Source organism: Pseudomonas fjordensis (assembly GCF_976987115.1).
In genome coordinates, this window is the sequence record NZ_OZ336860.1 from 6,160,954 (window position 1) to 6,183,829 (window position 22,876).

Consider the following 22,876-nt stretch of genomic DNA (forward strand, 5'->3'; position numbering starts at 1 on the left):
GGTATGCCGCTCTATATCGGCGTGATGTCCGGGACCAGCCTCGACGGCCTGGATATCGCCCTTATCGAACAAGGTGCGGCGATCAATCTGATCGCCACCCGCTACATCCCGATGCCTGACGCCTTGCGCACAGAACTGCTGAGCCTATGCGCCAGCGGCCCGGATGAGATCGCCCGCTCGGCAATCGCCCAGCAACAATGGGTCACGCTCGCCGCCCAAGGCATCCACGCCTTGCTGGATCAACAGAACCTCAAGCCTCAGGACATTCGGGCGATTGGTAGCCATGGCCAGACGATTCGCCATGAACCCGCCCGAGGCTTTACCGTTCAGATCGGCAACCCTGCCCTTCTCACCGAACTCACAGGCATCACCGTCGTCAGCGACTTCCGCAGCCGCGATGTCGCTGCCGGCGGCCAAGGCGCTCCTTTGGTTCCTGCCTTTCATGAAGCCTTGTTCGGCGAGCAGACGGGCAATCGCGCGGTATTGAATGTCGGCGGGTTCAGCAACCTCAGCCTGATCGAGACGGGCAAGCCTGTCGCCGGTTTCGACTGCGGCCCAGGGAACGTGCTGCTCGATGCCTGGATTCATCTGCAGCGCGGCGAACACTTCGATCGGGACGGGCAATGGGCGGCCAGCGGAAAGGTCCAGCCCCAGTTGCTCACCACGTTGCTCAGCGATCCGTTCTTCTTGACCAAAGGCCCGAAAAGCACGGGCCGAGAGGTGTTCAACCTGGCCTGGCTGCAGCAGCACCTTGGCCGCTTGCCCGCCTTTGAACCCCAAGACGTACAGGCCACCCTGCTGGAACTGACGGCCCTGACCATCGTCGAGTCCCTGCAAAGCGCCCAAACTGACACTACGACCTTGCTGATCTGCGGCGGAGGCGCCCATAACGGGGCACTGATGAGCCGGCTGACCGCGCTACTGCCTTCCACCCATGTCAGCACTACAGCGGCCTACGGCGTAGACCCGGACTGGGTAGAAGCAATGGCCTTCGCCTGGCTGGCCCATTGCTGCCTTGAAGGCATTGCCGCCAATCGCCCCAGCGTCACTGGCGCTCGCGGGCTTCGAGTGCTTGGCGCGATCTACCCCGCCTGAACCCCAGACAGCAAAACGCCGCTTGGCCCGTAAGAGCCAAGCGGCGTTTTTGTATCTGCTACCGATCAGATCGAGAACGAAGACCCGCAACCACATGTCGTGGTGGCATTAGGGTTCTTGATCACGAAACGCGAGCCTTCCAGACCTTCCTGATAATCCACCTCGGCACCCGCCAGGTATTGGAAGCTCATCGGATCCACGACCAGGCTCACACCCTCGCGCTCAACGATAGTGTCGTCATCGGCCACATCTTCATCGAAGGTAAAACCGTACTGAAACCCTGAACAACCGCCGCCCGTAACGAATACGCGCAGCTTCAAGCGATCATTACCCTCTTCATCGACCAGGCTCTTCACCTTGTGCGCAGCACCGTGGGTGAATTGCAAAGCCGTGGGGGTGAAGGATTCAACGCTCATGCTGATAATCTCCCGGCGTAGCGCCGCCATATGCGTAATGGCCGGTATTATCCGCTTCTCCTAGAAAAGCGGTCAACTATTGTTACGGTATATCAATCTGCCCAGCGACCATTAAAAATGCAAAAGGCCCGATCAACGGGCCTTTTGCACAACGGTAAGTCTGCGTTAAGGCAGCATGCCCGCGTGGGACAGGCCCAACTTCTCGTCCAGGCCGAACAGGATGTTCATGTTCTGCACCGCCTGGCCCGACGCGCCCTTGACCAGGTTGTCGATCACCGACAACACCACCACCAGGTCGCCATCCTGCGGACGATGCACCGCAATACGGCACACATTGGCGCCTCGCACGCTGCGCGTTTCCGGATGGCTGCCGGCCGGCATCACATCGACGAACGGCTCACTGGCATAACGTTTTTCAAACAGCGCCTGCAGGTCCACCGAGCGATCAGTGACAGTCGCATACAGCGTGGAGTGAATCCCGCGGATCATCGGCGTCAGGTGCGGCACGAAGGTCAGCCCTACCTCCCGGCCGGCAGCGCGGCGCAGGCCCTGGCGAATTTCCGGCAAGTGACGATGACCTTTTACCGCATAGGCTTTCATGCTTTCCGACGTTTCGGAGTACAGAGAACCGACCGCCGCGCCACGGCCCGCACCACTGACGCCCGACTTGCAGTCGGCGATCAGCCGCGACGCATCCGCCAGGCCAGCTTCCAGCAATGGCAGGAAGCCCAATTGCGTCGCCGTCGGATAGCAACCCGGCACCGCAATCAGGCGTGCTTGCTTGATCTGCTCGCGATTGACTTCCGGCAGGCCGTAGACTGCCTCTTCCAACAGCTGCGGCGCACCATGGGGTTGGCCGTACCACTTGGCCCACTCATCGGCGTCTTGCAGGCGGAAGTCTGCCGACAAGTCGATAACCTTGGTACCCGCCGCCAACAGCTCACCGGCCAACGCATGGGCTACACCGTGAGGCGTGGCGAAGAACACCACGTCGCAGGCCCCCAGGGTCTTGGTGTCCGGCACACTGAACGCCAGGCCGTCATAGTGGCCTCGCAGGTTCGGGTACATATCGGCCACGGCCAGCCCGGCTTCGGATCGGGAAGTGATGACCACCACCTCAGCTTGCGGATGCTGAGCCAACAGACGCAGCAATTCGACACCGGTGTAACCCGTGCCGCCGACGATACCGACCTTGACCATAAACCTGCCCTCAACGAACCCACTGGAAAGCCGTCGATAATAGGGGCCGTATCGTCCTGCGACAACCGTCAACGTGACGTACGGGCGCATGAGCCACTACTATCTTCGCTACCGTGAACCTGGGAATAACTAAAATGCTCTATCTATGGGTCAAAGCCTTCCATATCGTCAGCATCGTCTGCTGGTTTGCCGGGCTGTTCTACCTGCCGCGCCTGTTCGTCTACCACGCCCAGAGCGAAGACACCGTCAGCAAGGAACGCTTCAGCATCATGGAGCGCAAGTTGTACCGGGGCATCATGGGCCCGGCGATGGTTGCCACACTGGTCTTCGGCATCTGGATGCTGGCCCTCAACCCCGGCATTTTCCAGTCGGGCGCCTGGATCCACGCCAAGCTGACCCTGGTCGTCCTGCTGATTGGCTACCATCACATGTGCGGCGCACAGGTAAAGCGCTTCGCCCGTGGCGAGAACACCCGCAGCCATGTCTTTTATCGCTGGTTCAATGAAGTCCCGGTTCTGATATTGCTGGCTATCGTAATTTTGGTCGTGGTCAAACCGTTCTAACTTCAATTACTCGGGGAACCTCCAATGTCGCTGCCCGCTCTGCTGGAACAACGTCTGCGCCTGCCCGTGGTGGCCGCGCCGATGTTTCTGATCTCCAATCCGCAACTGGTCCTGGCCTGCTGCCGCAACGGGGTAGTTGGCAGTTTCCCGGCGCTCAACCAACGCGAAAGCAGTGGTTTCAAGGCCTGGCTGGAAGAAATCGAAGCGGGTTTGGCGCAGTTGGACAACCCTGCGCCCTATGCCGTGAACCTGATCGTGCACAACAGCAACCCGCGGCTGGAGGCCGACCTGGCGATCTGCGTCGAACACAAGGTGCCCATCGTCATCACCAGCCTGGGTGCGGTAAAGGAATTGGTAGATGCCGTTCACAGCTACGGCGGCCTGGTATTTCATGACGTCACTACCCGACGCCATGCCGAGAAAGCCGCTGAAGCGGGTGTCGATGGCCTGATTGCCGTAGCCGCTGGTGCGGGTGGCCACGCTGGCACCTGGAGCCCCTTTTCACTGATTGCCGAGATTCGCCAGTTCTTCGACAAAACCCTGCTGCTGGCGGGCTGCCTTAACCATGGGCACGAAATCCTCGCCGCCCAGGTGCTGGGGGCAGACCTCGCTTATTTCGGCACGCGCTTTATCGGCACCACCGAAAGCCAGGCACCGGACGCCTATAAGGAGATGCTGCTCACATCGCGCGCCGCCGACATCGTGCACACTCCTGCAGTCTCCGGCGTACCTGCCAGCTTTATGCGCCAGAGCCTGGAAAATGCCGGTTTTGACCTCGCTGCGCTTCAAGGCAAAGGGGAAGTCAACTTCGGTTCCAAGCTCAAGCCATTGAGCGATGAGGCCAAAGCGTGGAAAACTGTATGGTCTGCCGGCCAAGGCGTCGGTGAGATCAATGATGTGCCCAGTGTGGATGAGCTCATAGCGCGCCTGGATGCCGAATACCGCAAAGCACGCGAGCATGCCGCGCAACTGCGCTGGCCACGCTGACCCACTGCCGGGCCTGCCAATTGGACAGGCCTGCACACTTCCCCTGATTAAGTGACAAGGATGCCCGCATGAGCGACAGCCGTTTCAAGATTGTGTTTGACGGAGCCTTGCGCCCAGGTGTCGAAAGCACCACCGCCAAGCTGAACCTCGCCGAGTTATTCAAAAGCGATGTTGAAGCGATCGAAAAGCTCTTCACCGGCCGCCCCGTCGCGCTCAAGCGCGACCTGTCGCGCCCCGACGCTGAAACCTACCTCACGGCACTGCACAATGCCGGGGTGGACGCACGCATCGAAGAGGAACACCCCGTGGCATTCAGCCTGGCAGAAACCCACGAGACAGGCTCGTCAACCGCTGACCGCGCCGCCGCTTCACCGTATGCACCGCCACGCGCCGCTGTTGGCGATGACCTGCCGGAGTTCGCCACTCTAAAGGTGTTCACCATCCACGGTCGCATCGGGCGCCTGCGCTACCTGGCCTGGACGCTGGCACTGACCGTCGCGATGTTGGTGGCCGCGGGCATCATCAGTACCGTGGGCTTCGCGGTGGCGACAGCCTCGCCAACCATCGCCATCATTATTGGCTCGCTGCTGGGTTTCGCGCTGTTTGTGGCACTGGTAGTGGTGAGCGTGCAAATCGGCGTGCAGCGCCTGCATGACCTGGGCTGGTCTGGCTGGCTGTACCTGCTGAACCTGGTTCCGCTGGTCAACAGTGTTTTCCCTCTGCTGTTGCTGGTATTGCCCGGCAACACGGGCGCCAACCAATACGGCGCGCCACCACCACGCAACTCTACTGCGGTGAAAATCCTGGCCTCGCTGTGGCTGGCGTTCATTCCCTTGATGCTCATCATCGTCGTCACCCTGGGCATGAACGGCTACCTGGACCAGCTTGAAGCCAACATGGACAGCAGCTACGAAAGCAGCTCCATCACCTCCGATGCAGACGCCGATCACAGCGTTATCGTTGATGAAGCCGCAGCGCAAAGTGCTGACGATGCAGCCGAACCTGTAGACTCTCCAGAACAGTGAAGAAACGCCTGCCACCTGTGACGCACTGTCATGGGCCGGCGGCGTTGCGATGGAGAAAGGCATGACCCGTTACGCTCTGATCACCGGCGCCTCCAGCGGCATCGGCCTGGCATTGGCCGAAGCCTTGGCACGGCGCGGCCGCAGTTTGATTCTGGTGGCCCGCCAGCGTGATCAGTTGGAAAGCATTGCATTGGAATTGACCCAACGCTTCGGCGTCGAGGTGCTGTTTCGTGCCTGTGACCTGGGCGAACCTCTGCGTTTGTCCGGCTTTTTGCTGGAGCTCGAAGAGGGTGAGCGGCAGATCGACCTGCTGGTCAACTGCGCCGGCATCGGCACCAGCGGGCCGTTCCTGGCCCAGGACTGGATGACCGAGCAGGACCTCATCGAAGTCAACATCCTGGCCCTGACCCGCATGTGCCACGCGCTCGGCAATGCCATGGCCCTGCATGGCGGCGGGCAAATCCTCAATGTGGCCTCGGTCGCCGCCTTCCAGCCTGGGCCGTGGATGAGCAGCTACTACGCCAGCAAAGCCTACGTGCTGCACTTTTCCGAAGGGTTGCGCGAAGAACTGAAGACCTGCGGCATCAAGGTGTCAGTGCTGTGCCCCGGCCCTACGCGCACCGCATTCTTCGGCACCGCGCAGATGGATACGGCGAAACTCGACCGCAGCCAGCAACTGATGAGCCCGGAAGAAGTCGCGCTCTACACCGTGCGTGCGCTGGAAAAGAACAAAGCCATCATCATTCCCGGGCGCCGCAACCGTTGGCTGACGTTCAGCCCACGCCTGAGCCCGCGCTGGCTGACTCGCAAAATTGCCGGTGCCATCAACAAGGCCTATTGCCCACGCTGACCGCCTGCGTACACTCACCTGACATTCACGATGGAGAAACAGCTGTGGATACTCTGTTCACCAAGATCATCAACAGAGAAATACCGGCGAAGATCATCTATGAAGATGATCAAGTCCTGGCTTTTCACGATATCGCCCCGCAAGCGCCAGTGCATTTCCTGGTTATCCCGAAGAAGCCCATTCGCACCCTCAACGACCTAACCGAGGACGATAAGGCGCTGGCCGGCCATATCCTGTTCACCGCCCAGCGCCTGGCCGTGGAACAGGGTTGCGAAAAAGGCTTTCGCGTGGTGATGAATTGCAATGAAGACGGCGGGCAAACCGTTTACCACATCCATATGCACGTGCTGGGTCAGCGCCAGATGAACTGGCCGCCGGGCTGAGTGCACAAGGGCAAATTGACTCAGCACAAACGCTGGACGCTCTCTTGCGGTAAACTGGCCGCCGAGATTCTTCCCGGAGGTCAGCATGACTACCCAACGTCACTACTCGCCGATTGACCGTCTGTTGCTGCAAGCCGACATGGCCATGCGCACCCTGCTGCCGTTCAGCGGCCAACCTTACCGTCCATCGCCCGCCATCGTGCAGCCAGATGTACAGCTAAGCGAGACCGATACCCGTCACGTGGCTGGCCTGATGCGCATCAACCATACCGGTGAAGTCTGTGCCCAGGCGCTGTACCAGGGCCAGGCGCTGACCGCCAAGTTGCCGCAGGTACGCACGGCGATGGAGCACGCGGCCGAGGAAGAGATCGACCACCTAGCCTGGTGCGAACAACGCATCCGCCAGTTGGGCAGCCATCCCAGCGTGCTCAACCCACTGTTTTATGGCTTGTCGTTTGGTATCGGCGCGGCTGCCGGGCTGATCAGCGACAAAGTCAGCCTGGGGTTTGTAGCCGCGACAGAACATCAGGTGTGCAAGCACCTGGATGAACACCTGGAGCAACTGCCGGCCGAAGACGAAAAGTCCCGGGCCATTCTTGAGCAGATGCGTATCGACGAAGAACACCATGCAGAAAGCGCGCTGGATGCGGGCGGCTTCCGCTTTCCAGCCCCGGTACGGTTCGGCATGAGCCTGTTGGCCAAGGTCATGACCAAAAGCACCTATCGAATCTGAACCGAAAAAAAGGGCGCCCGAAGCGCCCTTTCTTTTCCCTGCTGCAATCAACCCAACTCGATGATTTCGTAGTCGTGGGTAATGACCACGCCCGCCGCCCCCAGCATGATCGATGCTGAGCAGTACTTCTCGGCAGACAACTCGATGGCACGCTTGACCTGGGCTTCTTTCAACGCCCGGCCCTTGACCACGAAATGCATATGGATCTTGGTAAAAACCTTGGGGTCTTCAGTGGCGCGCTCGGCTTCCAGGAAGGCTTCGCAGCTTTCCACGGCCTGGCGCGACTTCTTCAAGATGCTGACCACATCGAAATTGCTGCAACCGCCCACACCCAGCAGCAACATTTCCATCGGGCGTACACCCAGGTTACGCCCGCCGGCTTCCGGCGGACCGTCCATGACCACCACGTGGCCGCTGCCCGACTCACCGAGGAACATGGCTTCGCCCGCCCATTGGATGCGTGCCTTCATCGCCCAGACTCCACTGCTAAAAAAGGGTCGCCAGCTTAGCACAGGGCTTTGAAACAGCAGCGCCCTGCATAAATTCGATAAATGACAGCGTTTGCCCGGTAAATTGGCTAATCGTGACAGAAGGTGTCTGGTAAGCTGGCGCCAAATGAATGGCGCATTGCCATGACTTGTACAGCGTCTATCAATGAGAGGCCGCTGGATAAAAACAACGCCAACTACACCTTGCAGTCTTTTCGGGATACAACCATGGTTGCTCTTACTCCCACACCCAAGATCAAGAACCTCGACAAGCTGCTGTTGCATTGCCAGCGCCGACGTCATCCGGCCAAGCACAACATCATCTGCGCCGGCGAGCGTTCAGAAACCCTGTTCTTCATTATCAAGGGCTCGGTCACCATCCTGATCGAGGATGAAGATGGCCGTGAGATGATCATTGCCTACCTCAACACCGGGGATTTCTTCGGGGAGCTGGGCCTGTTTGAACAAGCAGGCAAAGAGCAGGAACGCAGCGCTTGGGTAAGGGCCAAAGTTGAGTGCGAAGTGGCCGAGATCAGCTATACGAAATTTCGCGAACTGGCCCAGCATGATCCGGATATCTTGTACGCCCTGAGCGGACAGATCGCCCAGCGCCTACGCGACACCACGCGCAAAGTCGGCGACCTGGCGTTCTTTGATGTCACCGGTCGCGTTGCTCGCTGCCTGCTGGAGCTATGCAAGCAACCCGATGCCATGACCCATCCCGACGGCATGCAGATCAAAGTCACGCGCCAGGAGATCGGACGTATTGTCGGGTGTTCACGAGAAATGGTTGGCCGCGTGCTCAAGGACTTGGAAGAACGCAACCTGGTGCACGTCAAAGGCAAGACGATGGTGGTGTACGGCACCCGTTAAACCGGCAGGAAGCCAGCCAGCATCTGACGGTACAACGTGTCGAGCCGACTGATAGCATCCGGTGCGGGAAAGGCTTCGTGCAGTGCGATATGGCTGTCGGCGCGAACTCGCTGCTCCAAGCCGCAGGCTTGGTTGAAGCGGTTGACCGCCGCAATCAATTGCTCACGATCATTCTCCAGCAACATCGCCCCATGCACCAACCCGACCGGGCGGCCACCGCTTTGTCGCCAACGCTGGGCAGTGCCCACCATTTTGCGGCCATTGAGGTTGACGTTGTAACGACCGTCGCAAAAAGCACCGTCAATTTCGCCGACGGACGCATCGCCGCCCAACTCGATCAACAGATCACAGATCGGTTGGCACAAGCGCCGATAGCCGGTTTCGATACGCCCCGGGTCGCCTTCACTGCGCGGCGGGGCATAGACCAGGGCGATATTGACCGTGGCGCCGGACTGCGGCACCGGCTCACCGCCGGTTTCACGCAGCAACACCGGCCAACCCGCATCGACCGAGACCTGGCTCGCCGCCTCGAATGCCGGCAACCGGCTCAAACGGCGCGGCATAACCAGCGCTTGGTCACTGGGCTGCCAGAACAGCAATCCGAACGCCTGCTCACCCGCGCAAACGGCTGCCAATAGGTCTTGCTCGGCGGCAAGGCCTGCTTCGACAGTCATGATCACGGGCTGGAGCATCGAACACCTACCTACCTGAATAACCACAAAAGCAATGTGGGAGCTGGCTTCACATCAATCCAATGTCGAGCCGCTGATCGTCGTACCACGCTCCGGGAAGAACAAGCGCTGCAATTCCGCCCCTGGGTTCTCGGCGCGCATAAACGTCTCGCCCACCAGGAACGAGTACACGTCACTGATTTCCATCAGTTCCACATCGGCGCGGTTGACGATGCCACTTTCGGTAATCACCAGACGATCGCGCGGAATACGCGGCAGCAGGTCGAGGGTGGTTTCCAGGCTGACCTCGAAGGTATGCAGGTTACGGTTGTTGACGCCCACCAGCGGTGTATCGAGGGTCTTCAATGCGCGCTCCAACTCGTCGCCGTCGTGCACTTCGACCAATACATCCAAACCAACGCTTTTGGCCACGGCCGCCAGCTCGGCCATCTTCACGTCATCCAACGCGGAGACAATCAGCAACACGCAGTCGGCACCCAAGGCACGGGCTTCGACGATCTGGTACGGGTCGACCATGAAATCCTTGCGGATCACCGGCAACTTGCACGCGGCGCGCGCCTGTTGCAGAAACAGGTCGGAACCTTGGAAGTAGTCGATATCCGTCAGCACAGAGAGGCAGGTCGCCCCTCCCTTCTCATAACTGACGGCGATTTCAGCGGGCACAAAGTGTTCGCGTATCACCCCTTTGCTCGGCGAAGCCTTTTTGACCTCGGCGATCACGGCCGGCTGCTTGAGCTTGGCCTGGGCGATCAAGGCTTTGGCAAAGCCGCGTGGCGCATCGGCGCTTTTCGTCTGCGCTTCCAACTCGGCCAGGCTCACACGGGCGCGGCGCTCGGCCACTTCTTCAACCTTGCGGGCCAGGATCTTTTCCAGAACGGTTGGCACACTCATCCTTCATTCTCCATCTTGAATACGGCGGTGAATGCTCCCAGCTCTTCGAGCTTCTCGCGAGCCAGGCCGGTATGCAGCGCATCGTGGGCCAAGGCAACACCTTCCTTGAGACTATAGGCATGGTCGGCCGCGTAAAGGGCTGCGCCAGCATTCAGGACAATCATTTCCGCAGCTTTCTGACCGTTTTCGGTCTTGCGACGCCCCAAGGCATCACGAATCAACTCCAACGAAGCTGCCGGACTTTCCACCGCCAGGCCGTGCAGGCTCTGGCTTTTCATCCCCAGGTCTTCGGGCTCGACCCAATATTCGGTGACCTCGTCGTTCTTGAGCTCCGCCACAAAGGTCGGCGCTGCCAGGCTGAATTCGTCGAGGCCATCCTTGGAATGCACCACAAGCACATGCTTACTGCCCAGGCGTTGCAAGACTTCGGCCAGCGGCCGGCACAGCGCCTGGCTGAACACGCCCACCACCTGATGCTTCACACCGGCCGGATTCGTAAGCGGGCCGAGCATGTTGAACAGGGTACGCAGGCCGAGGTCCTTGCGCGGGCCGGCAGCGTGCTTCATCGCGCCGTGATGGGACTGGGCAAACATGAAGCCAATGCCAACGCTGTCAATGCAGCGCGCTACTTGCACCGGCGTGAGGTTCAGGTAAATACCGGCCGCTTCCAGCAAGTCGGCACTGCCGCTCTTGCCAGACACTGCACGGTTACCGTGCTTGGCGACGGTGCAACCAGCGGCGGCCACCACAAAAGATGAGGCGGTCGACACGTTGAAAATATTCGCACCGTCACCGCCGGTGCCCACTACATCGACGACGCCGTCGAGGGTCTTGAGTTCGACCTTGTCCGCCAGCTCACGCATCACCGACACCGCACCGACGATTTCGTCGATGCTTTCGCTCTTCATGCGCATCGCCATCATAAAAGCGCCGATCTGAGCATCGGTGCATTGACCGGTCATGATCTCGCGCATCACATCGCTCATTTCCGCGGTGCTCAGGTCCAGATGGCCGACGATACGGCTCAGGGCAGTCTTGATATCCATGAAAAGTCCTTAGCGCGTGCCGCCGCTCTGCTTGAGAAAGTTGGCGAACAGCTCGTAGCCCTGCTCGGTCAGGATTGATTCAGGGTGAAATTGCACCCCTTCGATGTTCAGTGTCTTGTGACGCAGGCCCATGATCTCGTCGACCGAGCCGTCTTCCAGCTGGGTCCAGGCGGTCAGCTCCAGGCATTCGGGCAAGGTTTCACGCTTGACCACCAGTGAGTGGTAACGGGTCACGGTCACCGGCAGGTTCAGGCCATGGAACACACCCAGGTCGCGATGGAACACCGGGCTGGTCTTGCCGTGCATGACCTCGCGCGCGCGCACCACATCACCGCCAAACGCCTGTCCGATGGACTGATGGCCCAGGCAGACGCCCAGGATCGGCAGCTTGCCGGCGAAATACTGGATGGCTTCCAGAGAGATGCCCGCCTCGGTCGGCGTGCACGGGCCAGGTGAGACGACGATGCGCTCGGGGTTCAACGCGGCGATTTCGGCAACAGTAAGTTCATCGTTGCGCACCACCTTGACCTCGGCACCCAGTTCGCCCAGGTACTGCACAACGTTGTAGGTAAAGGAGTCGTAGTTATCAATCATCAGCAACATGTGGGTTCAAACCTCTTGAATTCACTGATTTCAAATGACCACCTTCCAAGAGCGTGACCCGCTGCCAGACGCACGTTCCGGTTGCCAGGGGGAGTTGGCAAGGGGCGTCAGACAACGGGTGAAGAAGGCAAATCGGTACAGGTCCGGCCAGGCCGGCAGAGAAAAATGTCAGGCGCGCCAACGCCAACGGGCGTGTGCCTTGACTACTCGCATCAAGAGTTTGCTGATGATCAACACGGGGAGGGTCTCATTCATACGTTCAGGCACAGTAACGTAGGCTCGCCAGCGGTGCAATATGGAGCCGCAAATACGGGGGCGCAACGTAGGCGGATTCCGGTTTTCCTTACAAAAAATGCCAAAAACTTTGCTAGTGTTTCACCTCCAACATAAAAACAACCGAATGGAATCTTGCATGCTCAGACCAGCGTTTTACGCGCCGCTTGCCGGCTGCCTCCTGTCATTGGCCTGTGCCCAGGCGTTCGCAGCCCCGTCACCTTATTCAACCATGGTGGTTTTCGGTGACAGCCTGGCGGATGCGGGCCAGTTTCCCGACGGTTCGGCCGGCGCCACATTACGTTTTACCAACCGAACCGGGGCGAACTTCCAGGGTGAATATGGCCTGGTCTCCTCGACCCTGCTGGGCGCAAAACTGGGCGTCGCTCCCAACGACCTGAATGCCTCCACCTCACCGGTTCGCGCAGCCCAGGGTTTGCCAGACGGCAACAACTGGGCAGTGGGTGGCTACCGCACTGACAATATCCTCGACTCCATTACCTCAGTCTCCAATGCTGCAATTCCCCCAGGCAACCCCGGGGGCGGCACTGTATTGCGCAGCCGGCAGGGCTATCTGCCGGCTAATGGTGGGAGAGCCGACCCGAACGCGCTTTACTTTCTTTCAGGGGGCGGCAATGACTTCCTGCAGGGCCGGGTCCTCAGCCCCGCTCAAGCGGTCGCCGCCGGTGGCAGGCTGGCGGACAGCGCCCAGGCCCTGCAACAAGCCGGCGCGCGCTACATCATGGTCTGGATGCTACCCGACCTGGGGCTGACGCCGGCCATCAATGGCACCCCACAGCAAGCAGCGACTTCGGCCCTGAGTAATATTTTCAACCAGTCCCTGGTACAGCGTCTGTCACAAGTGGATGCGCAGGTTATCCCGCTGAACATCCCGCTGTTGTTGAACGAGGCTTTCGCCGATCCGGCCCGCTTCGGCCTCGCCACCGGGCAGAACCTGACGGGCACCTGCTTCAGCGGTAACAGTTGCACCGCCAACCCAACCTACGGCATCGGTGGTACCAACCCGGACCCGACCAAGCTGATCTACAACGACTCGGTCCACCCTACCGTGGCCGGGCAACGCTTGATTGCCGACTACGCCTATTCGCTACTCGCCGCGCCGTGGGAACTGACCTTGCTGCCGGAAATGGCCCAAGGCACCTTGCGCGCCCACCAGGACGAACTGCGCAACCAATGGCAAGCAGACAACGGCAGCTGGCAAGCCGTCGGCCAATGGCGCGCCATCGTGGCCGGTGGCGGCCAACGCCTGGATTTCGATGATCAAAGCAGCTCGGCCAGTGGCGACGGCAGCGGCTACAACCTGAATATCGGTGGCAGCTACCGGCTCGATGAAAACTGGCGCGTGGGCGTTGCCGCCGGCCTGTATCGGCAGACACTCGAACCCGGTGCCAATGATTCGGACTACAAGCTCAACAGTTATATGGGCACGGCTTTCGCTCAGTACCAGCAAAATCACTGGTGGGCCGATGCTGCATTGACCGGCGGCAAGCTGGACTTCGACAGCCTTAAGCGCAAGTTCGTCCTGGGCGTCAGCGAAGGTTCGGAGAAAGGTGACACCGATGGCTGGCTCTGGGCCTTGAGTGGCCGCGTGGGGTATGACATCGCCGCACCGGGCAGCGACTGGCACCTGTCGCCCTTCATCAGCGCCGATTACGCGCGGGTTGAAGTCAATGGCTACTCGGAGAAAAACAGCCGCTCCACCGCCCTGACCTTTGACGATCAACAACGTGACTCCAAGCGCCTGGGCGTCGGCCTGCAAGGCAGCTACCGCATCACGCCGCAAACGCAAGTTTTTGGCGAAGTGGCGCACGAGCATGAGTTTGAAAATGACACCCAGAAGGTGAACATCTCGCTCAACAGCGTGCAGGGAATCGACTTCAAGCTGGACGGGTATACGCCTCGCAGCAACTCTGACCGTTTGAGCCTGGGTGTCAGCCACAAGCTGACTCAGGACCTGGCGTTGCGGGCAGCTTATAACGTGCGGAAGGATGACAATTTGACCCAGCAAGGCGTCAATGTCGGGGTCAGTCTGGATTTCTAAATACTGCGCAAAACAAATGTGGGAGCTGGCTTGCCTGCGATGGCGGTGGATCAGTCACTGAATATCTCAAGTGACACACCGCCATCGCGGGCAAGCCCGCTCCCACATTTTTTATTTCAGCTTTAGTCTTGTGGGGTTTGCTCTGCCAGTGCCACCGCACGGAACATCGCCCGGCGCTTGTTCAGGGTTTCTTCCCATTCAAGGGCCGGCACCGAGTCCGCCACAATCCCGCCACCGGCCTGCACATGCAGTTCGCCATCCTTGATCACCGCCGTACGGATCGCAATGGCGGTGTCCATATTACCGTTCCAGGCGAAATACCCGACGGCGCCGCCATAGACACCGCGCTTGACCGGCTCCAGTTCGTCGATGATTTCCATCGCACGGATCTTCGGCGCCCCCGACAAGGTGCCCGCCGGCAAAATCGCCCGCAGGGCGTCCATCGCCGTCAGCCCGGCCTTCAGCTCGCCGGTGACGTTGGACACGATATGCATCACATTGGAATACCGCTCAATGACCATCTTCTCGGTCAGTTTCACCGAGCCGATTTCCGAAACACGCCCAGTGTCGTTGCGCCCCAGGTCGATCAGCATCAGGTGTTCGGCAATTTCCTTTTCATCGCTGAGCAGGTCTTCTTCCAGCGCCACGTCGGCTTCTTCGGTCGCACCACGGGGGCGCGTACCGGCAATCGGGCGCACGGTGATCAGGTTGTCTTCAACCCGCACCAGCACTTCCGGCGAACTGCCCACGACGTGGAAGTCGCCGAAGTTGAAGAAGTACATATACGGCGTCGGGTTGAAGCAACGCAGTGCGCGGTACAGGTCAATCGGCGCCGCCTTGAAGTCGATGGACATGCGTTGCGACGGCACCACTTGCATGCAATCACCGGCAAGGATGTATTCCTTGATGGTATCGACGGCGCGCTCGTAGTCATCCTGGGTAAAGCTTGAGCGGAACACCGGGTCGGCCGCGGGTGGGCGGCTGAGGTCGAGGCCGCGACGCGGGGTGATCGGCTGGCGGAGTTTTTCCAGCAACGCTTCCAGGTTGGCCTGGCCTTGTTCGAAGGCATCAGCCTGGGCGGGGTCGGCGAGAACAATCGCATGCATCTTGCCGGCGAGGTTGTCGAACACCACCACCGCGTCGGACACCATCAGTAAAATGTCCGGCACCCCCAGCGGGTCCGGGTTCGGGCATTTGCCCAGGCGCTTCTCCACATAGCGCACGCAGTCATAGCCGAAGTATCCCACCAGCCCGCCATTGAAACGCGGCAGGCCAGCAATGGTCGGCACGTTGTAGCGCGCCTTGAAGGCTTCGACAAAGGCCAGCGGGTCTTCTACGTCATGGCTTTCGATCTCCACGCCGTCATGGGTGATGCTCACATGATGGTCGTGTACCCGCAGCACCGTGCGGCATGGCAGGCCAATGATCGAGTAACGGCCCCACTTCTCACCGCCCTGTACCGACTCGAGCAGGTAGGAGTTGGGCTCGTCGGCCAGCTTCAGGTAGATCGACAGCGGCGTATCGAAGTCGGCCAGGGTTTCGCAAGCCATGGGGATACGGTTATAGCCGGCAGCGGCCAAACGCAGGAATTCTTCGCGGGTCATGAGGTGCCTCGTGGTGTGAGGGTCAAACAGTCAGGTAGGCAAACGTGCCGCACACGCGGCCAGGATCAGTCAGGCGCGCCAACGCCAGCGGGCCAAGGCCTTGATGACTTTCATCCAGAGTTTGCGAGTGACCACCACGATGGAATTTCCAGAAGGGGACGATTCAATGTCGGGCAACGTTATCTCAGCGCCAGCGCCCAAGCAACCGGGGATTAGCAGTCGCAGGTCATCAATGACCAGCGCTGGGGACTCTTCCGCAATCGGCCGGCCATGGTTGTAACCATAACTCAAGGCCACGCACTGCACGCCCGCCGCTTTCGCCGCCAGCACATCACTGCGCGAATCGCCGACAAACAGCGATTGAGACGCCGGGATATTGGCCATTTTCATCACGAAAAACAGGGCCGCCGGGTCGGGCTTTTTCTGCGGCAAGGTATCGCCGCCGATGATCCAGCGGAAGTAGCGACCGATTTTCATCTGGTCCAACAACGGCGCAACGAAGCGCTCCGGCTTGTTGGTGATCAGGGCCATTTCCACGCCCTGCTTGTTCAACCACTTGAGGGTATCGCGCACGCCGGGGTAAACCACGGTCAGTTCGTGGCTGCTTTCATAAGCGGCATTGAACAGCTCCAAGGCATGTTCTGCCTCGACCTCATCCACACCCGTGGCATCGATGTCGTTGGCCAAGGCCCGGCGCACCAACATCGGCGCGCCATTGCCGACCCATTCGCGCACCGAATCAATCCCTGCCGGCTTGCGCCCCAGCTTGAGCAGCATCTGGTCCACCGCGGCCGCCAGGTCGGGCACCGAGTCGATCAAGGTACCGTCCAGATCGAACATCACCAGCCGTGGCAATTTACCGGGGAACAACTGCTCAAAACCGCTCATGGACGCGCCAGCGCCAGTTCGGCACGCATCTGGTCGATGACGGCCTGGTAGTCCGGGGCGTTGAAGATCGCCGAGCCGGCCACGAAGGTATCGGCACCCGCAGCGGCGATCTCACGGATATTGTTGACGTTGACCCCACCGTCGATCTCCAGGCGGATGTCACGCCCCGACGCATCGATCAGCGCACGGGCTTCACGCAGCTTATTCAAGGTGCCAGGGATGAACTTCTGCCCGCCGAAGCCTGGGTTGACGCTCATCAGCAAGACCATGTCGACCTTGTCCATCACGTACTCAAGCACGCTCAGCGGAGTAGCCGGGTTGAATACCAGGCCTGCCTTGCAGCCGCCTTCGCGGATCAGCTGCAAAGTGCGGTCAACGTGCAACGTGGCTTCCGGGTGGAAGGTGATGTAGGTCGCACCCGCCTCGATGAAGTCACCGACGATACGGTCCACGGGGCTGACCATCAGGTGCGCATCAATCGGCGCGGTGATGCCGTACTTGCGCAACGCGGCGCACACCATCGGGCCGATGGTCAGGTTGGGTACGTAGTGGTTGTCCATGACATCGAAGTGCACGAAGTCGGCACCGGCGGCCAACACCTTGTCCACTTCCTCACCCAGGCGGGCGAAGTCGGCAGAGAGAATCGATGGAGCAATGACGAAGGGCTGCATGACGCACCTTTTTTGAGCTAAATCACGATGGCGCGCATTGTATACCTCATGCTTTGCTGCGCGCACCGTGACCTATCTCAACGGTTAGTAAGCTGCCCGGTAGATTTTTTCGATATCGGCGGCACTGAGCCTGCGCGGGTTGTTGCGCATCAAGCGCTCAATACCTGCGGCTTCACTGGCCATGGCCGGGATGGCGTCCTCGGGCACGCCGAAACTACGCAGGCCGGACGGGATCTCCACTGCCGCACACAGTCGTGTCATCGCCTCTACCGCCTGGTCGGCAGCGTCATTCACGCTCAGCCCGGCGATATTGACGCCCATGGCCTGGGCAATGTCCTGCATGCGCTCGACGCAGGCCAATTTGTTCCAGTGCATCACATACGGCAATAACAGCGCGTTACTTACGCCATGGGCAATATTGAAGCGCCCACCCAACGGGTACGCCAGTGCATGCACCGCACCGACGCCCGCGTTGCCAAAGGCCATGCCGGCCATCAGGCTGGCGGTGGCCATGTCGTCACGGGCCTGCAGGTTCGCCGGGTTGGCGTAAGCCTTGGGCAGCGCGCTGGCAATCAATTTGATCGCACCGATGGCCAGGGCATCGGTAATCGGCGAGGCATTCAGCGACAGGTAGGACTCGATGGCGTGCACCAAGGCGTCTACACCACTGGCAGCAGTGACACCCCGTGGGCAGGTCAAGGTCATTTGCGGGCTGATCAGCGCGACATCGGGCAACAAGTAATCGCTGACGATGCCTTTTTTCAGCTGTGCAGCCTTGTCAGACAGTATCGCCACATTGGTCACCTCCGAGCCGGTGCCCGCCGTGGTGGGGATGGCGATCAACGGCGGGCCTTTGCGCGGCACCTGATCGACGCCAAACAAGTCCGCCAGCGCGCCGTGATAACCGGCATAGGCCGCCACGCTCTTGGCGATGTCGATGGCACTGCCGCCACCCACACCAATCAGGCCGTCATGCCCGCCTTCGCGGTACGCACGCATGCAGTCTTCGACGATGGCAATTTCCGGGTCGGGCAGTACTCGGTCGAAAATTTCATAGGCTCGATCGCCCAGATGCTCCAGGGCCAGCGCCACGGTGCCGGACTGGACCAACGCGGCGTCGGTGACGATCAGCGGGTTATCCACATCCAGGCGCGTGAGTTCGGCAGCCAGTTGTTCGATGGCACCTGCGCCGGTCAGCAGTTTGTGGGCGATCTTGAATGAGGAAGTACTCATGTGCGCGGCCTCTTATGAATGATGGGCTGGCACAAGAATAGCCGCCCCTGGCGTGTTGTCTGCCATTCATTGGTTGAATGGTCGCGCCGCGCCCATCAAGGCGGCGTACAAACCGCCGATAGCCTGTTGGTAACGAGAACCGCGCCGCATACCCCTGACAAATACCGACCAACCCATTAGGCTGCTGGAATCACTTCTGGCCGGGAATCAACGATGCTTTTTCTTCACCGTTCGGCACTGCCAGCATTGTGCCTGTCACTTCTGTTTACCAGCGCACTGCCTGTCCAGGCCGAGGATGCGCCCTCGCCTGCCGTCGAAAAACCGGCTGAACGCCAGCCTTTGCCCGAGCGTAGCCAGCAAGAAGCCAGTGCGCTCGAACGCCAGGTGCCGCAGCAGGAGCAACAACAATTGCAGGCGGGTAGCGATTCGTTCCTGGCGCTGTGGAAACCTGCCAACAGCGCCGAAGCCGAGGGTGTGGTGATCCTCATACCAGGTGCTGGGGAGAACGCGGACTGGCCGCAGGCCATCGCGCCTCTGCGGCGCAAGTTGCCGGACGCCGCCTGGGGCACCCTCAGCCTGTCATTGCCTGACGTCAATGTAGACACCCTGCCGCCACGGGTCATCGAGCCGCCGACAGCGGCGGTCGATACCAGCAGCAAGGAAGGCAGCACCGCAGCCAAGCCGGTCGAACAGGCCGCCAGCGCCGAGGCCGAAGGCACTGACCCGGCGGTGGTGCCGGGGGCGGATGAACAGGACAAGACCGACGCCAAGCGCATCTTCGACCGTATCGACGCCGCCGTCGCCTTCGCCCAGACCCAAAGCGCCCGCAGCGTGGTGTTGCTCGGCCATGGCACCGGCGCCTGGTGGGCGGCCCGCTACCTGAGCGAGAAACAACCCTCCCAGGTGCAGAGGTTGGTGATGGTGGCCGGCAAGACGCCTGCGGCTCGCCAACCGGACCTGCAACAACTGGCGCCGGCTTTGAAGGTGCCCACGGCGGACGTGTTCTATCAAGAAGGCGCCCAGGACCGCAAAAACGCTCAGGAACGACTTCAAGCGGCCAAGCGCTCGAAGAATGACGGCTATAAGCAGGTGTCGCTCACGGCGTTGCCCGGTAATAGCGCAGCGCAGCAAGAGCAGTTATACCGCAGGGTGCGCGGGTGGTTGAGCCCGCAGGGCGGCGCAGACTGACACTCCGCTATCGGGGGCGACATCGCTTTCTGTAGGAGCGAGCTTGCTCGCGAAAAACGTCAACGATAGTGCGTGCTTCCTGAATAAACGCGGCGCCTGGGAGTTTTTCGCGAGCAAGCTCGCTCCTACAACATGGAGTGGAGTGGCGATGGCCCCTCAGCGAAAATCCCGCCGTTCACGAATCAATGCATAGGCGTTATGCAGCTCTCGGGTTCGCTCGGTCGCCTCACGCACTTGCGCGGGGCTGGCACCCGTGCCGGCGATCTTGTCCGGATGGTGGCGGCTGAGCAGGCGGCGGTAGGCGCGCTTGATCACCGATGGCTCAGTGGTTGCCGTCACCCCCAAAATACGCAATGCCTCCTGATAGGCCCCGCCACGATTGGCCAGTGGCTTGCGCTCCGGCGCGTAATCGCTCGCCAATGCCTGTAGCTGTTGCGGCGTCCAGCCCAACCACTTGCCCCACTGGTCGATCAGGTCGCGCTCGGCAGTATCCGCCTGACCGTCCGCCCACGCCATGCGCCAACAGGCGCGCAGCACGCCTTCCGCCGCATGGGGCTGCGTCTTGAGCACCCGCAGGTAACTGCGTACCCGGTCGCTGCCAGATTTGCCACGGTTGAAGGCGCTGATCGCGCGGCGCTGGGCCGGCTCAGTCATGTCCAGTGCACGCATTTCCTGGCGCGCTTGCTGGATATGCCCATCGACTACCCGGCCGTTACTCTTGGCCAAGCGCCCCAGCAGCACAAACAACAGTTCATCGTTGCGCAAGGCCGGGCGCCCACCCAGGCGTTCACGCAACTGCGCCCAACTGTGCAATTGCAGGCGGCGGTCCAGCGCCTGCCCCAGCAATGCCCCCAACAGAGCCCCCGGAATACTGGCAATGGCAAAGCCAGCCCCCGCGCCGATCAGCGTCCCTGGCCACAACATCCTACTGCCCCGCTGTCAGCAAGGTTTCGACCTGCGCCAGTCGCTCCAGCGTCCCCACATCCACCCAGCGTCCTGCCATGTGCTCCCCCGTTACCAAACCTTTGGCCATGGCCGCGCGTAACAGCGGGGCCAGCTTGAAGGCACCGGCGCTGCAACCCGCGAACAATTTAGGGTCGAGCACTGAAATGCCACTGAAGGTCAGGTTATCGGCACCGGGCGCGGCATCATGAAGCACGCCGTGATCCAAGTAGAAATCCCCGCCCGACGGGTGGTGCGCTGGGTTGTCGACCATCACCAAGTGCGCCAGGCCCCGGATCGGCTGCTTGAGCTGGGTGAAATCGTAGTCCGTCCAGATATCGCCATTGACCACCAGAAACGGTTCGTCGCCCAGCAGCGGCAACGCCTGGAATATCCCACCCCCCGTCTCCAGCGGTTCACCCTCTGGGGAGTAGCGGATGCGCAGACCAAACTGGGCGCCGTCGCCCAAGTAGTTTTCAATCTGCTGGCCTAGCCAGGCGTGATTGATCACGATCTCGGTAAAGCCGGCCTTCGCCAAGGCTTCAAGGTGATACTCGATCAGCCGCTTGCCGCCGGCTTGCACCAGCGGCTTGGGCGTATGCAGGGTGAGCGGACGCATGCGTTCGCCCTTTCCCGCCGCCAGGATCATCGCCTTCATACGCTAGCCTCGACAGGTTCGCGCAGGCTGGCGAGTAACTCGCCCAGGTCACTCAACTCAGGTCGGTCGGCCAGCACCGCTTCTATATAAGCAAAGAAACGCGGCACGTCGGCCAGGTAGCGTGGCTTGCCGTCGCGGTGGCAGATACGCGAAAAAATGCCGATGACCTTGAGGTGACGCTGCACGCCCATCAGGTCGCTGGCACGCAGGAACTCTTCAAAGTCGTCCTGTACGGGAATGCCCAACTGCCCGGCACGCTGCCAATAGCCACGCTGCCATTCGCGTACGCGGGCCTGGGGCCAACTGAGGAAGGCGTCCTTGAACAGGCAGGTAATGTCGTAGGTCACCGGGCCGTAGACCGCGTCCTGGAAATCCAGCACGCCAGGGCTCGGCTCACTGATCATCAGGTTGCGCGGCATGTAGTCGCGGTGCACCAGCACCTTGGGCTGGGCCAGGGCGCTGTCGATCAACTGCTGGCTGGCGCGTTGCCAGAGGGCCTGTTGCTCAGCATCGAGGTCGATGCCTAGGTGACGACGCACGTACCATTCCGGGAACAATTCCAGCTCGCGACGCAATAAAGCCACGTCATAGCTGGGCAACGGTGCATCCATCGGCAATTGCTGAAAAGCCAGCAGCGCGTCGATGGCATCGGCAAATAATTGGTCGGCGTTTTCACCGTCAATCACGTCCAGATAGGTTTTTGTGCCCAGGTCATTGAGCAAAAGAAAGCCTCGGGGCAAATCTTCTGCATAAATTTTTGGCACATTTATTCCCGATTTCGCGAGCAAATGCGCGATATCGACGAAAGGTTTGCAGTTTTCCTGGGGGGGTGGCGCGTCCATGACGACGAACGTATGGGCACCGCCCTCCCATCGGAAGTAACGCCTGAAACTCGCGTCGCTGCTGGCCGCGGTCAATGTGGCCGGGGGCACGGGGCCCCAGTCCTGAGCGTTGAAGAGGATCGGCAACTGCTCATCCAGCCAGACTTCCAGCTGTTGTAAACGTAGATCTTGCTCGGGCATTACAAGGGTCTCCGACGGCGCTAGCCGTCAAGCGGGGCATGCTTTATTATCACGCATCTTGTGCGACACGCGTAGCGTGTCTCCAGGTTGGCGGTGAGACGTCACCGTCAATGGTTTTCCCCAAGAAAACCGATAGCCCGGTAGCCAATCCGGGAAACAAAACAGCCCAGGGGTCCCACTGCTTAGAAGGACTCGTTGTCGCTGCGGCGACAATAGCGAACCCCAAAGCCGCTTAGCACTCAGAAGCGCGGCTATGGTCCGAATTTCGGACTGGGAGTGCCTACTTCACTACTGATGAGGTCTCTATGCGGAAACGTCTAGCCCTTAAAGCTGAGGTATCGGCAAGTCAGACAGATATCTCCAAAGCTCTCGATGACGTCTTGTATCGACTGACTTGGAAATTTGCGGGAATGATATCGGCCTTTACGGTCGTAATTATTTGCGCCGTCTTCTACATCAGATAGCGAATCCACTCAGGCCCTAGGCCTAC

Annotated in this window: 24 protein-coding genes; 10 read left to right on the top strand and 14 right to left on the bottom strand. The window is 60.4% G+C overall.

Going from position 1 to position 22,876, the window contains the following annotated elements:
* Positions 1-3 precede the first annotated feature (3 nt).
* Positions 4-1,095 carry an anhydro-N-acetylmuramic acid kinase gene (locus ACWHXD_RS28295; RefSeq protein WP_138762828.1) on the top strand — a complete coding sequence of 364 codons (1,092 nt, stop codon included), beginning with the start codon at positions 4-6 and terminating at the stop codon, positions 1,093-1,095.
* A 65-nt stretch (positions 1,096-1,160) separates the two neighbouring features.
* Here ACWHXD_RS28295 and erpA read toward each other — a convergent pair whose 3' ends face one another.
* On the bottom strand, positions 1,161-1,511 hold the full coding sequence (erpA, locus tag ACWHXD_RS28300) for an iron-sulfur cluster insertion protein ErpA (RefSeq protein ID WP_003176443.1): 351 nt from the start codon (positions 1,509-1,511) through the stop codon (positions 1,161-1,163).
* Between the two features lie 165 nt (positions 1,512-1,676).
* Positions 1,677-2,711 carry an N-acetyl-gamma-glutamyl-phosphate reductase gene (argC, locus tag ACWHXD_RS28305; protein WP_138762829.1) on the bottom strand — a complete coding sequence of 345 codons (1,035 nt, stop codon included), beginning with the start codon at positions 2,709-2,711 and terminating at the stop codon, positions 1,677-1,679.
* Between the two features lie 134 nt (positions 2,712-2,845).
* Between argC and hemJ the strand changes: the two genes are divergently transcribed.
* From hemJ to coq7, 6 genes are all read left to right on the top strand, one after another.
* Positions 2,846-3,274 (top strand): protoporphyrinogen oxidase HemJ, encoded by a 429-nt coding sequence (gene hemJ / locus ACWHXD_RS28310; RefSeq protein ID WP_003194674.1) that lies wholly within the window; start codon positions 2,846-2,848, stop codon positions 3,272-3,274.
* A gap of 24 nt (positions 3,275-3,298) precedes the next feature.
* A complete protein-coding gene (locus ACWHXD_RS28315) occupies positions 3,299-4,261 on the top strand; it encodes an NAD(P)H-dependent flavin oxidoreductase (protein WP_044269422.1) in 963 nt (320 codons plus the stop codon).
* Positions 4,262-4,329: 68 nt separating this feature from the next.
* Complete coding sequence (locus ACWHXD_RS28320; protein ID WP_138762830.1) at positions 4,330-5,286, top strand: DUF805 domain-containing protein; 957 nt, start codon at positions 4,330-4,332, stop codon at positions 5,284-5,286.
* A gap of 61 nt (positions 5,287-5,347) precedes the next feature.
* Positions 5,348-6,136, top strand: a complete 789-nt coding sequence (locus tag ACWHXD_RS28325; RefSeq protein WP_003194680.1) for an SDR family NAD(P)-dependent oxidoreductase — start codon at positions 5,348-5,350, stop codon at positions 6,134-6,136.
* A gap of 44 nt (positions 6,137-6,180) precedes the next feature.
* Positions 6,181-6,519: a histidine triad nucleotide-binding protein gene (locus ACWHXD_RS28330; protein ID WP_003194682.1), complete on the top strand. Its 339-nt coding sequence runs from the start codon at positions 6,181-6,183 to the stop codon at positions 6,517-6,519.
* Between the two features lie 85 nt (positions 6,520-6,604).
* Positions 6,605-7,252, top strand: a complete 648-nt coding sequence (coq7, locus tag ACWHXD_RS28335) for a 2-polyprenyl-3-methyl-6-methoxy-1,4-benzoquinone monooxygenase (RefSeq protein WP_003194684.1) — start codon at positions 6,605-6,607, stop codon at positions 7,250-7,252.
* A gap of 47 nt (positions 7,253-7,299) precedes the next feature.
* Here the strand turns inward: coq7 and ACWHXD_RS28340 are convergent, their stop codons facing one another.
* Positions 7,300-7,722, bottom strand: coding sequence for an OsmC family protein (locus ACWHXD_RS28340; protein ID WP_003194686.1), 423 nt, complete (start codon positions 7,720-7,722; stop codon positions 7,300-7,302).
* A 246-nt stretch (positions 7,723-7,968) separates the two neighbouring features.
* Between ACWHXD_RS28340 and crp the strand changes: the two genes are divergently transcribed.
* Positions 7,969-8,613 carry a cAMP-activated global transcriptional regulator CRP gene (gene crp / locus ACWHXD_RS28345; RefSeq protein WP_138762831.1) on the top strand — a complete coding sequence of 215 codons (645 nt, stop codon included), beginning with the start codon at positions 7,969-7,971 and terminating at the stop codon, positions 8,611-8,613.
* Here crp and ACWHXD_RS28350 read toward each other — a convergent pair.
* From ACWHXD_RS28350 to ACWHXD_RS28365, 4 genes are read right to left on the bottom strand one after another with little or no spacing between them, the layout of a single operon-like run.
* Positions 8,610-9,305, bottom strand: coding sequence for a lipoate--protein ligase family protein (locus ACWHXD_RS28350; protein WP_098950206.1), 696 nt, complete (start codon positions 9,303-9,305; stop codon positions 8,610-8,612). The two genes, crp and ACWHXD_RS28350, sit on opposite strands and share 4 nt — an antisense overlap.
* Positions 9,306-9,359: 54 nt before the next feature.
* Entirely contained in the window at positions 9,360-10,196 is an 837-nt protein-coding gene (gene trpC, locus ACWHXD_RS28355) for an indole-3-glycerol phosphate synthase TrpC (protein ID WP_098950205.1), read from the bottom strand.
* On the bottom strand, positions 10,193-11,242 hold the full coding sequence (gene trpD / locus ACWHXD_RS28360; protein ID WP_003194694.1) for an anthranilate phosphoribosyltransferase: 1,050 nt from the start codon (positions 11,240-11,242) through the stop codon (positions 10,193-10,195). Before trpD ends, trpC begins: the two co-directional genes overlap by 4 nt.
* A 9-nt stretch (positions 11,243-11,251) precedes the next feature.
* On the bottom strand, positions 11,252-11,845 hold the full coding sequence (locus ACWHXD_RS28365; protein WP_032895052.1) for an aminodeoxychorismate/anthranilate synthase component II: 594 nt from the start codon (positions 11,843-11,845) through the stop codon (positions 11,252-11,254).
* Positions 11,846-12,257: 412 nt separating this feature from the next.
* On the opposite strand from ACWHXD_RS28365, the gene estP reads away from it, so the two are divergent.
* Entirely contained in the window at positions 12,258-14,180 is a 1,923-nt protein-coding gene (gene estP / locus ACWHXD_RS28370; protein ID WP_138762833.1) for an esterase EstP, read from the top strand.
* A gap of 122 nt (positions 14,181-14,302) precedes the next feature.
* Here estP and trpE read toward each other — a convergent pair whose 3' ends face one another.
* From trpE to ACWHXD_RS28390, 4 genes are all read right to left on the bottom strand, one after another.
* The gene (trpE, locus tag ACWHXD_RS28375) at positions 14,303-15,784 is read right to left on the bottom strand and encodes an anthranilate synthase component I (protein WP_003194700.1); all 1,482 of its coding nucleotides are present in this window, start codon (positions 15,782-15,784) and stop codon (positions 14,303-14,305) included.
* 69 nt (positions 15,785-15,853) lie between these two features.
* The gene (locus tag ACWHXD_RS28380; protein ID WP_138762834.1) at positions 15,854-16,672 is read right to left on the bottom strand and encodes a phosphoglycolate phosphatase; all 819 of its coding nucleotides are present in this window, start codon (positions 16,670-16,672) and stop codon (positions 15,854-15,856) included.
* Complete coding sequence (rpe, locus tag ACWHXD_RS28385; RefSeq protein WP_032895049.1) at positions 16,669-17,343, bottom strand: ribulose-phosphate 3-epimerase; 675 nt, start codon at positions 17,341-17,343, stop codon at positions 16,669-16,671. The genes ACWHXD_RS28380 and rpe overlap by 4 nt, the downstream gene beginning before the upstream one ends.
* Positions 17,344-17,427: 84 nt before the next feature.
* Positions 17,428-18,576 (bottom strand): iron-containing alcohol dehydrogenase, encoded by a 1,149-nt coding sequence (locus tag ACWHXD_RS28390; protein WP_057710306.1) that lies wholly within the window; start codon positions 18,574-18,576, stop codon positions 17,428-17,430.
* 213 nt (positions 18,577-18,789) lie between these two features.
* Between ACWHXD_RS28390 and ACWHXD_RS28395 the strand changes: the two genes are divergently transcribed.
* On the top strand, positions 18,790-19,764 hold the full coding sequence (locus ACWHXD_RS28395; protein ID WP_138762835.1) for an alpha/beta hydrolase family protein: 975 nt from the start codon (positions 18,790-18,792) through the stop codon (positions 19,762-19,764).
* Between the two features lie 156 nt (positions 19,765-19,920).
* Here ACWHXD_RS28395 and ACWHXD_RS28400 read toward each other — a convergent pair whose 3' ends face one another.
* From ACWHXD_RS28400 to ACWHXD_RS28410, 3 genes are read right to left on the bottom strand one after another with little or no spacing between them, the layout of a single operon-like run.
* Positions 19,921-20,688 (bottom strand): TerB family tellurite resistance protein, encoded by a 768-nt coding sequence (locus ACWHXD_RS28400; RefSeq protein ID WP_138762836.1) that lies wholly within the window; start codon positions 20,686-20,688, stop codon positions 19,921-19,923.
* Position 20,689: 1 nt separating this feature from the next.
* A complete protein-coding gene (gene murU, locus ACWHXD_RS28405; RefSeq protein WP_003194713.1) occupies positions 20,690-21,364 on the bottom strand; it encodes an N-acetylmuramate alpha-1-phosphate uridylyltransferase MurU in 675 nt (224 codons plus the stop codon).
* Positions 21,361-22,386, bottom strand: a complete 1,026-nt coding sequence (locus ACWHXD_RS28410) for an aminoglycoside phosphotransferase family protein (protein WP_032895044.1) — start codon at positions 22,384-22,386, stop codon at positions 21,361-21,363. Before ACWHXD_RS28410 ends, murU begins: the two co-directional genes overlap by 4 nt.
* Positions 22,387-22,876: the final 490 nt, after the last annotated feature.

Excerpts from the sequence above, each read along its gene's own strand:
- ACWHXD_RS28295 (WP_138762828.1), top strand. The coding sequence starts at position 4 with ATGCCGCTCTATATCGGCGTGATGTCCGGGACCAGCCTCGACGGCCTG.
- erpA (WP_003176443.1), bottom strand. The coding sequence starts at position 1,511 with ATGAGCGTTGAATCCTTCACCCCCACGGCTTTGCAATTCACCCACGGT.
- argC (WP_138762829.1), bottom strand. The coding sequence starts at position 2,711 with ATGGTCAAGGTCGGTATCGTCGGCGGCACGGGTTACACCGGTGTCGAA.
- hemJ (WP_003194674.1), top strand. The coding sequence starts at position 2,846 with ATGCTCTATCTATGGGTCAAAGCCTTCCATATCGTCAGCATCGTCTGC.
- ACWHXD_RS28315 (WP_044269422.1), top strand. The coding sequence starts at position 3,299 with ATGTCGCTGCCCGCTCTGCTGGAACAACGTCTGCGCCTGCCCGTGGTG.
- ACWHXD_RS28320 (WP_138762830.1), top strand. The coding sequence starts at position 4,330 with ATGAGCGACAGCCGTTTCAAGATTGTGTTTGACGGAGCCTTGCGCCCA.
- ACWHXD_RS28325 (WP_003194680.1), top strand. The coding sequence starts at position 5,348 with ATGACCCGTTACGCTCTGATCACCGGCGCCTCCAGCGGCATCGGCCTG.
- coq7 (WP_003194684.1), top strand. The coding sequence starts at position 6,605 with ATGACTACCCAACGTCACTACTCGCCGATTGACCGTCTGTTGCTGCAA.
- ACWHXD_RS28340 (WP_003194686.1), bottom strand. The coding sequence starts at position 7,722 with ATGAAGGCACGCATCCAATGGGCGGGCGAAGCCATGTTCCTCGGTGAG.
- crp (WP_138762831.1), top strand. The coding sequence starts at position 7,969 with ATGGTTGCTCTTACTCCCACACCCAAGATCAAGAACCTCGACAAGCTG.
- ACWHXD_RS28350 (WP_098950206.1), bottom strand. The coding sequence starts at position 9,305 with ATGCTCCAGCCCGTGATCATGACTGTCGAAGCAGGCCTTGCCGCCGAG.
- trpC (WP_098950205.1), bottom strand. The coding sequence starts at position 10,196 with ATGAGTGTGCCAACCGTTCTGGAAAAGATCCTGGCCCGCAAGGTTGAA.
- trpD (WP_003194694.1), bottom strand. The coding sequence starts at position 11,242 with ATGGATATCAAGACTGCCCTGAGCCGTATCGTCGGCCATCTGGACCTG.
- ACWHXD_RS28365 (WP_032895052.1), bottom strand. The coding sequence starts at position 11,845 with ATGTTGCTGATGATTGATAACTACGACTCCTTTACCTACAACGTTGTG.
- estP (WP_138762833.1), top strand. The coding sequence starts at position 12,258 with ATGCTCAGACCAGCGTTTTACGCGCCGCTTGCCGGCTGCCTCCTGTCA.
- trpE (WP_003194700.1), bottom strand. The coding sequence starts at position 15,784 with ATGACCCGCGAAGAATTCCTGCGTTTGGCCGCTGCCGGCTATAACCGT.
- ACWHXD_RS28380 (WP_138762834.1), bottom strand. The coding sequence starts at position 16,672 with ATGAGCGGTTTTGAGCAGTTGTTCCCCGGTAAATTGCCACGGCTGGTG.
- rpe (WP_032895049.1), bottom strand. The coding sequence starts at position 17,343 with ATGCAGCCCTTCGTCATTGCTCCATCGATTCTCTCTGCCGACTTCGCC.
- ACWHXD_RS28390 (WP_057710306.1), bottom strand. The coding sequence starts at position 18,576 with ATGAGTACTTCCTCATTCAAGATCGCCCACAAACTGCTGACCGGCGCA.
- ACWHXD_RS28395 (WP_138762835.1), top strand. The coding sequence starts at position 18,790 with ATGCTTTTTCTTCACCGTTCGGCACTGCCAGCATTGTGCCTGTCACTT.
- ACWHXD_RS28400 (WP_138762836.1), bottom strand. The coding sequence starts at position 20,688 with ATGTTGTGGCCAGGGACGCTGATCGGCGCGGGGGCTGGCTTTGCCATT.
- murU (WP_003194713.1), bottom strand. The coding sequence starts at position 21,364 with ATGAAGGCGATGATCCTGGCGGCGGGAAAGGGCGAACGCATGCGTCCG.
- ACWHXD_RS28410 (WP_032895044.1), bottom strand. The coding sequence starts at position 22,386 with ATGCCCGAGCAAGATCTACGTTTACAACAGCTGGAAGTCTGGCTGGAT.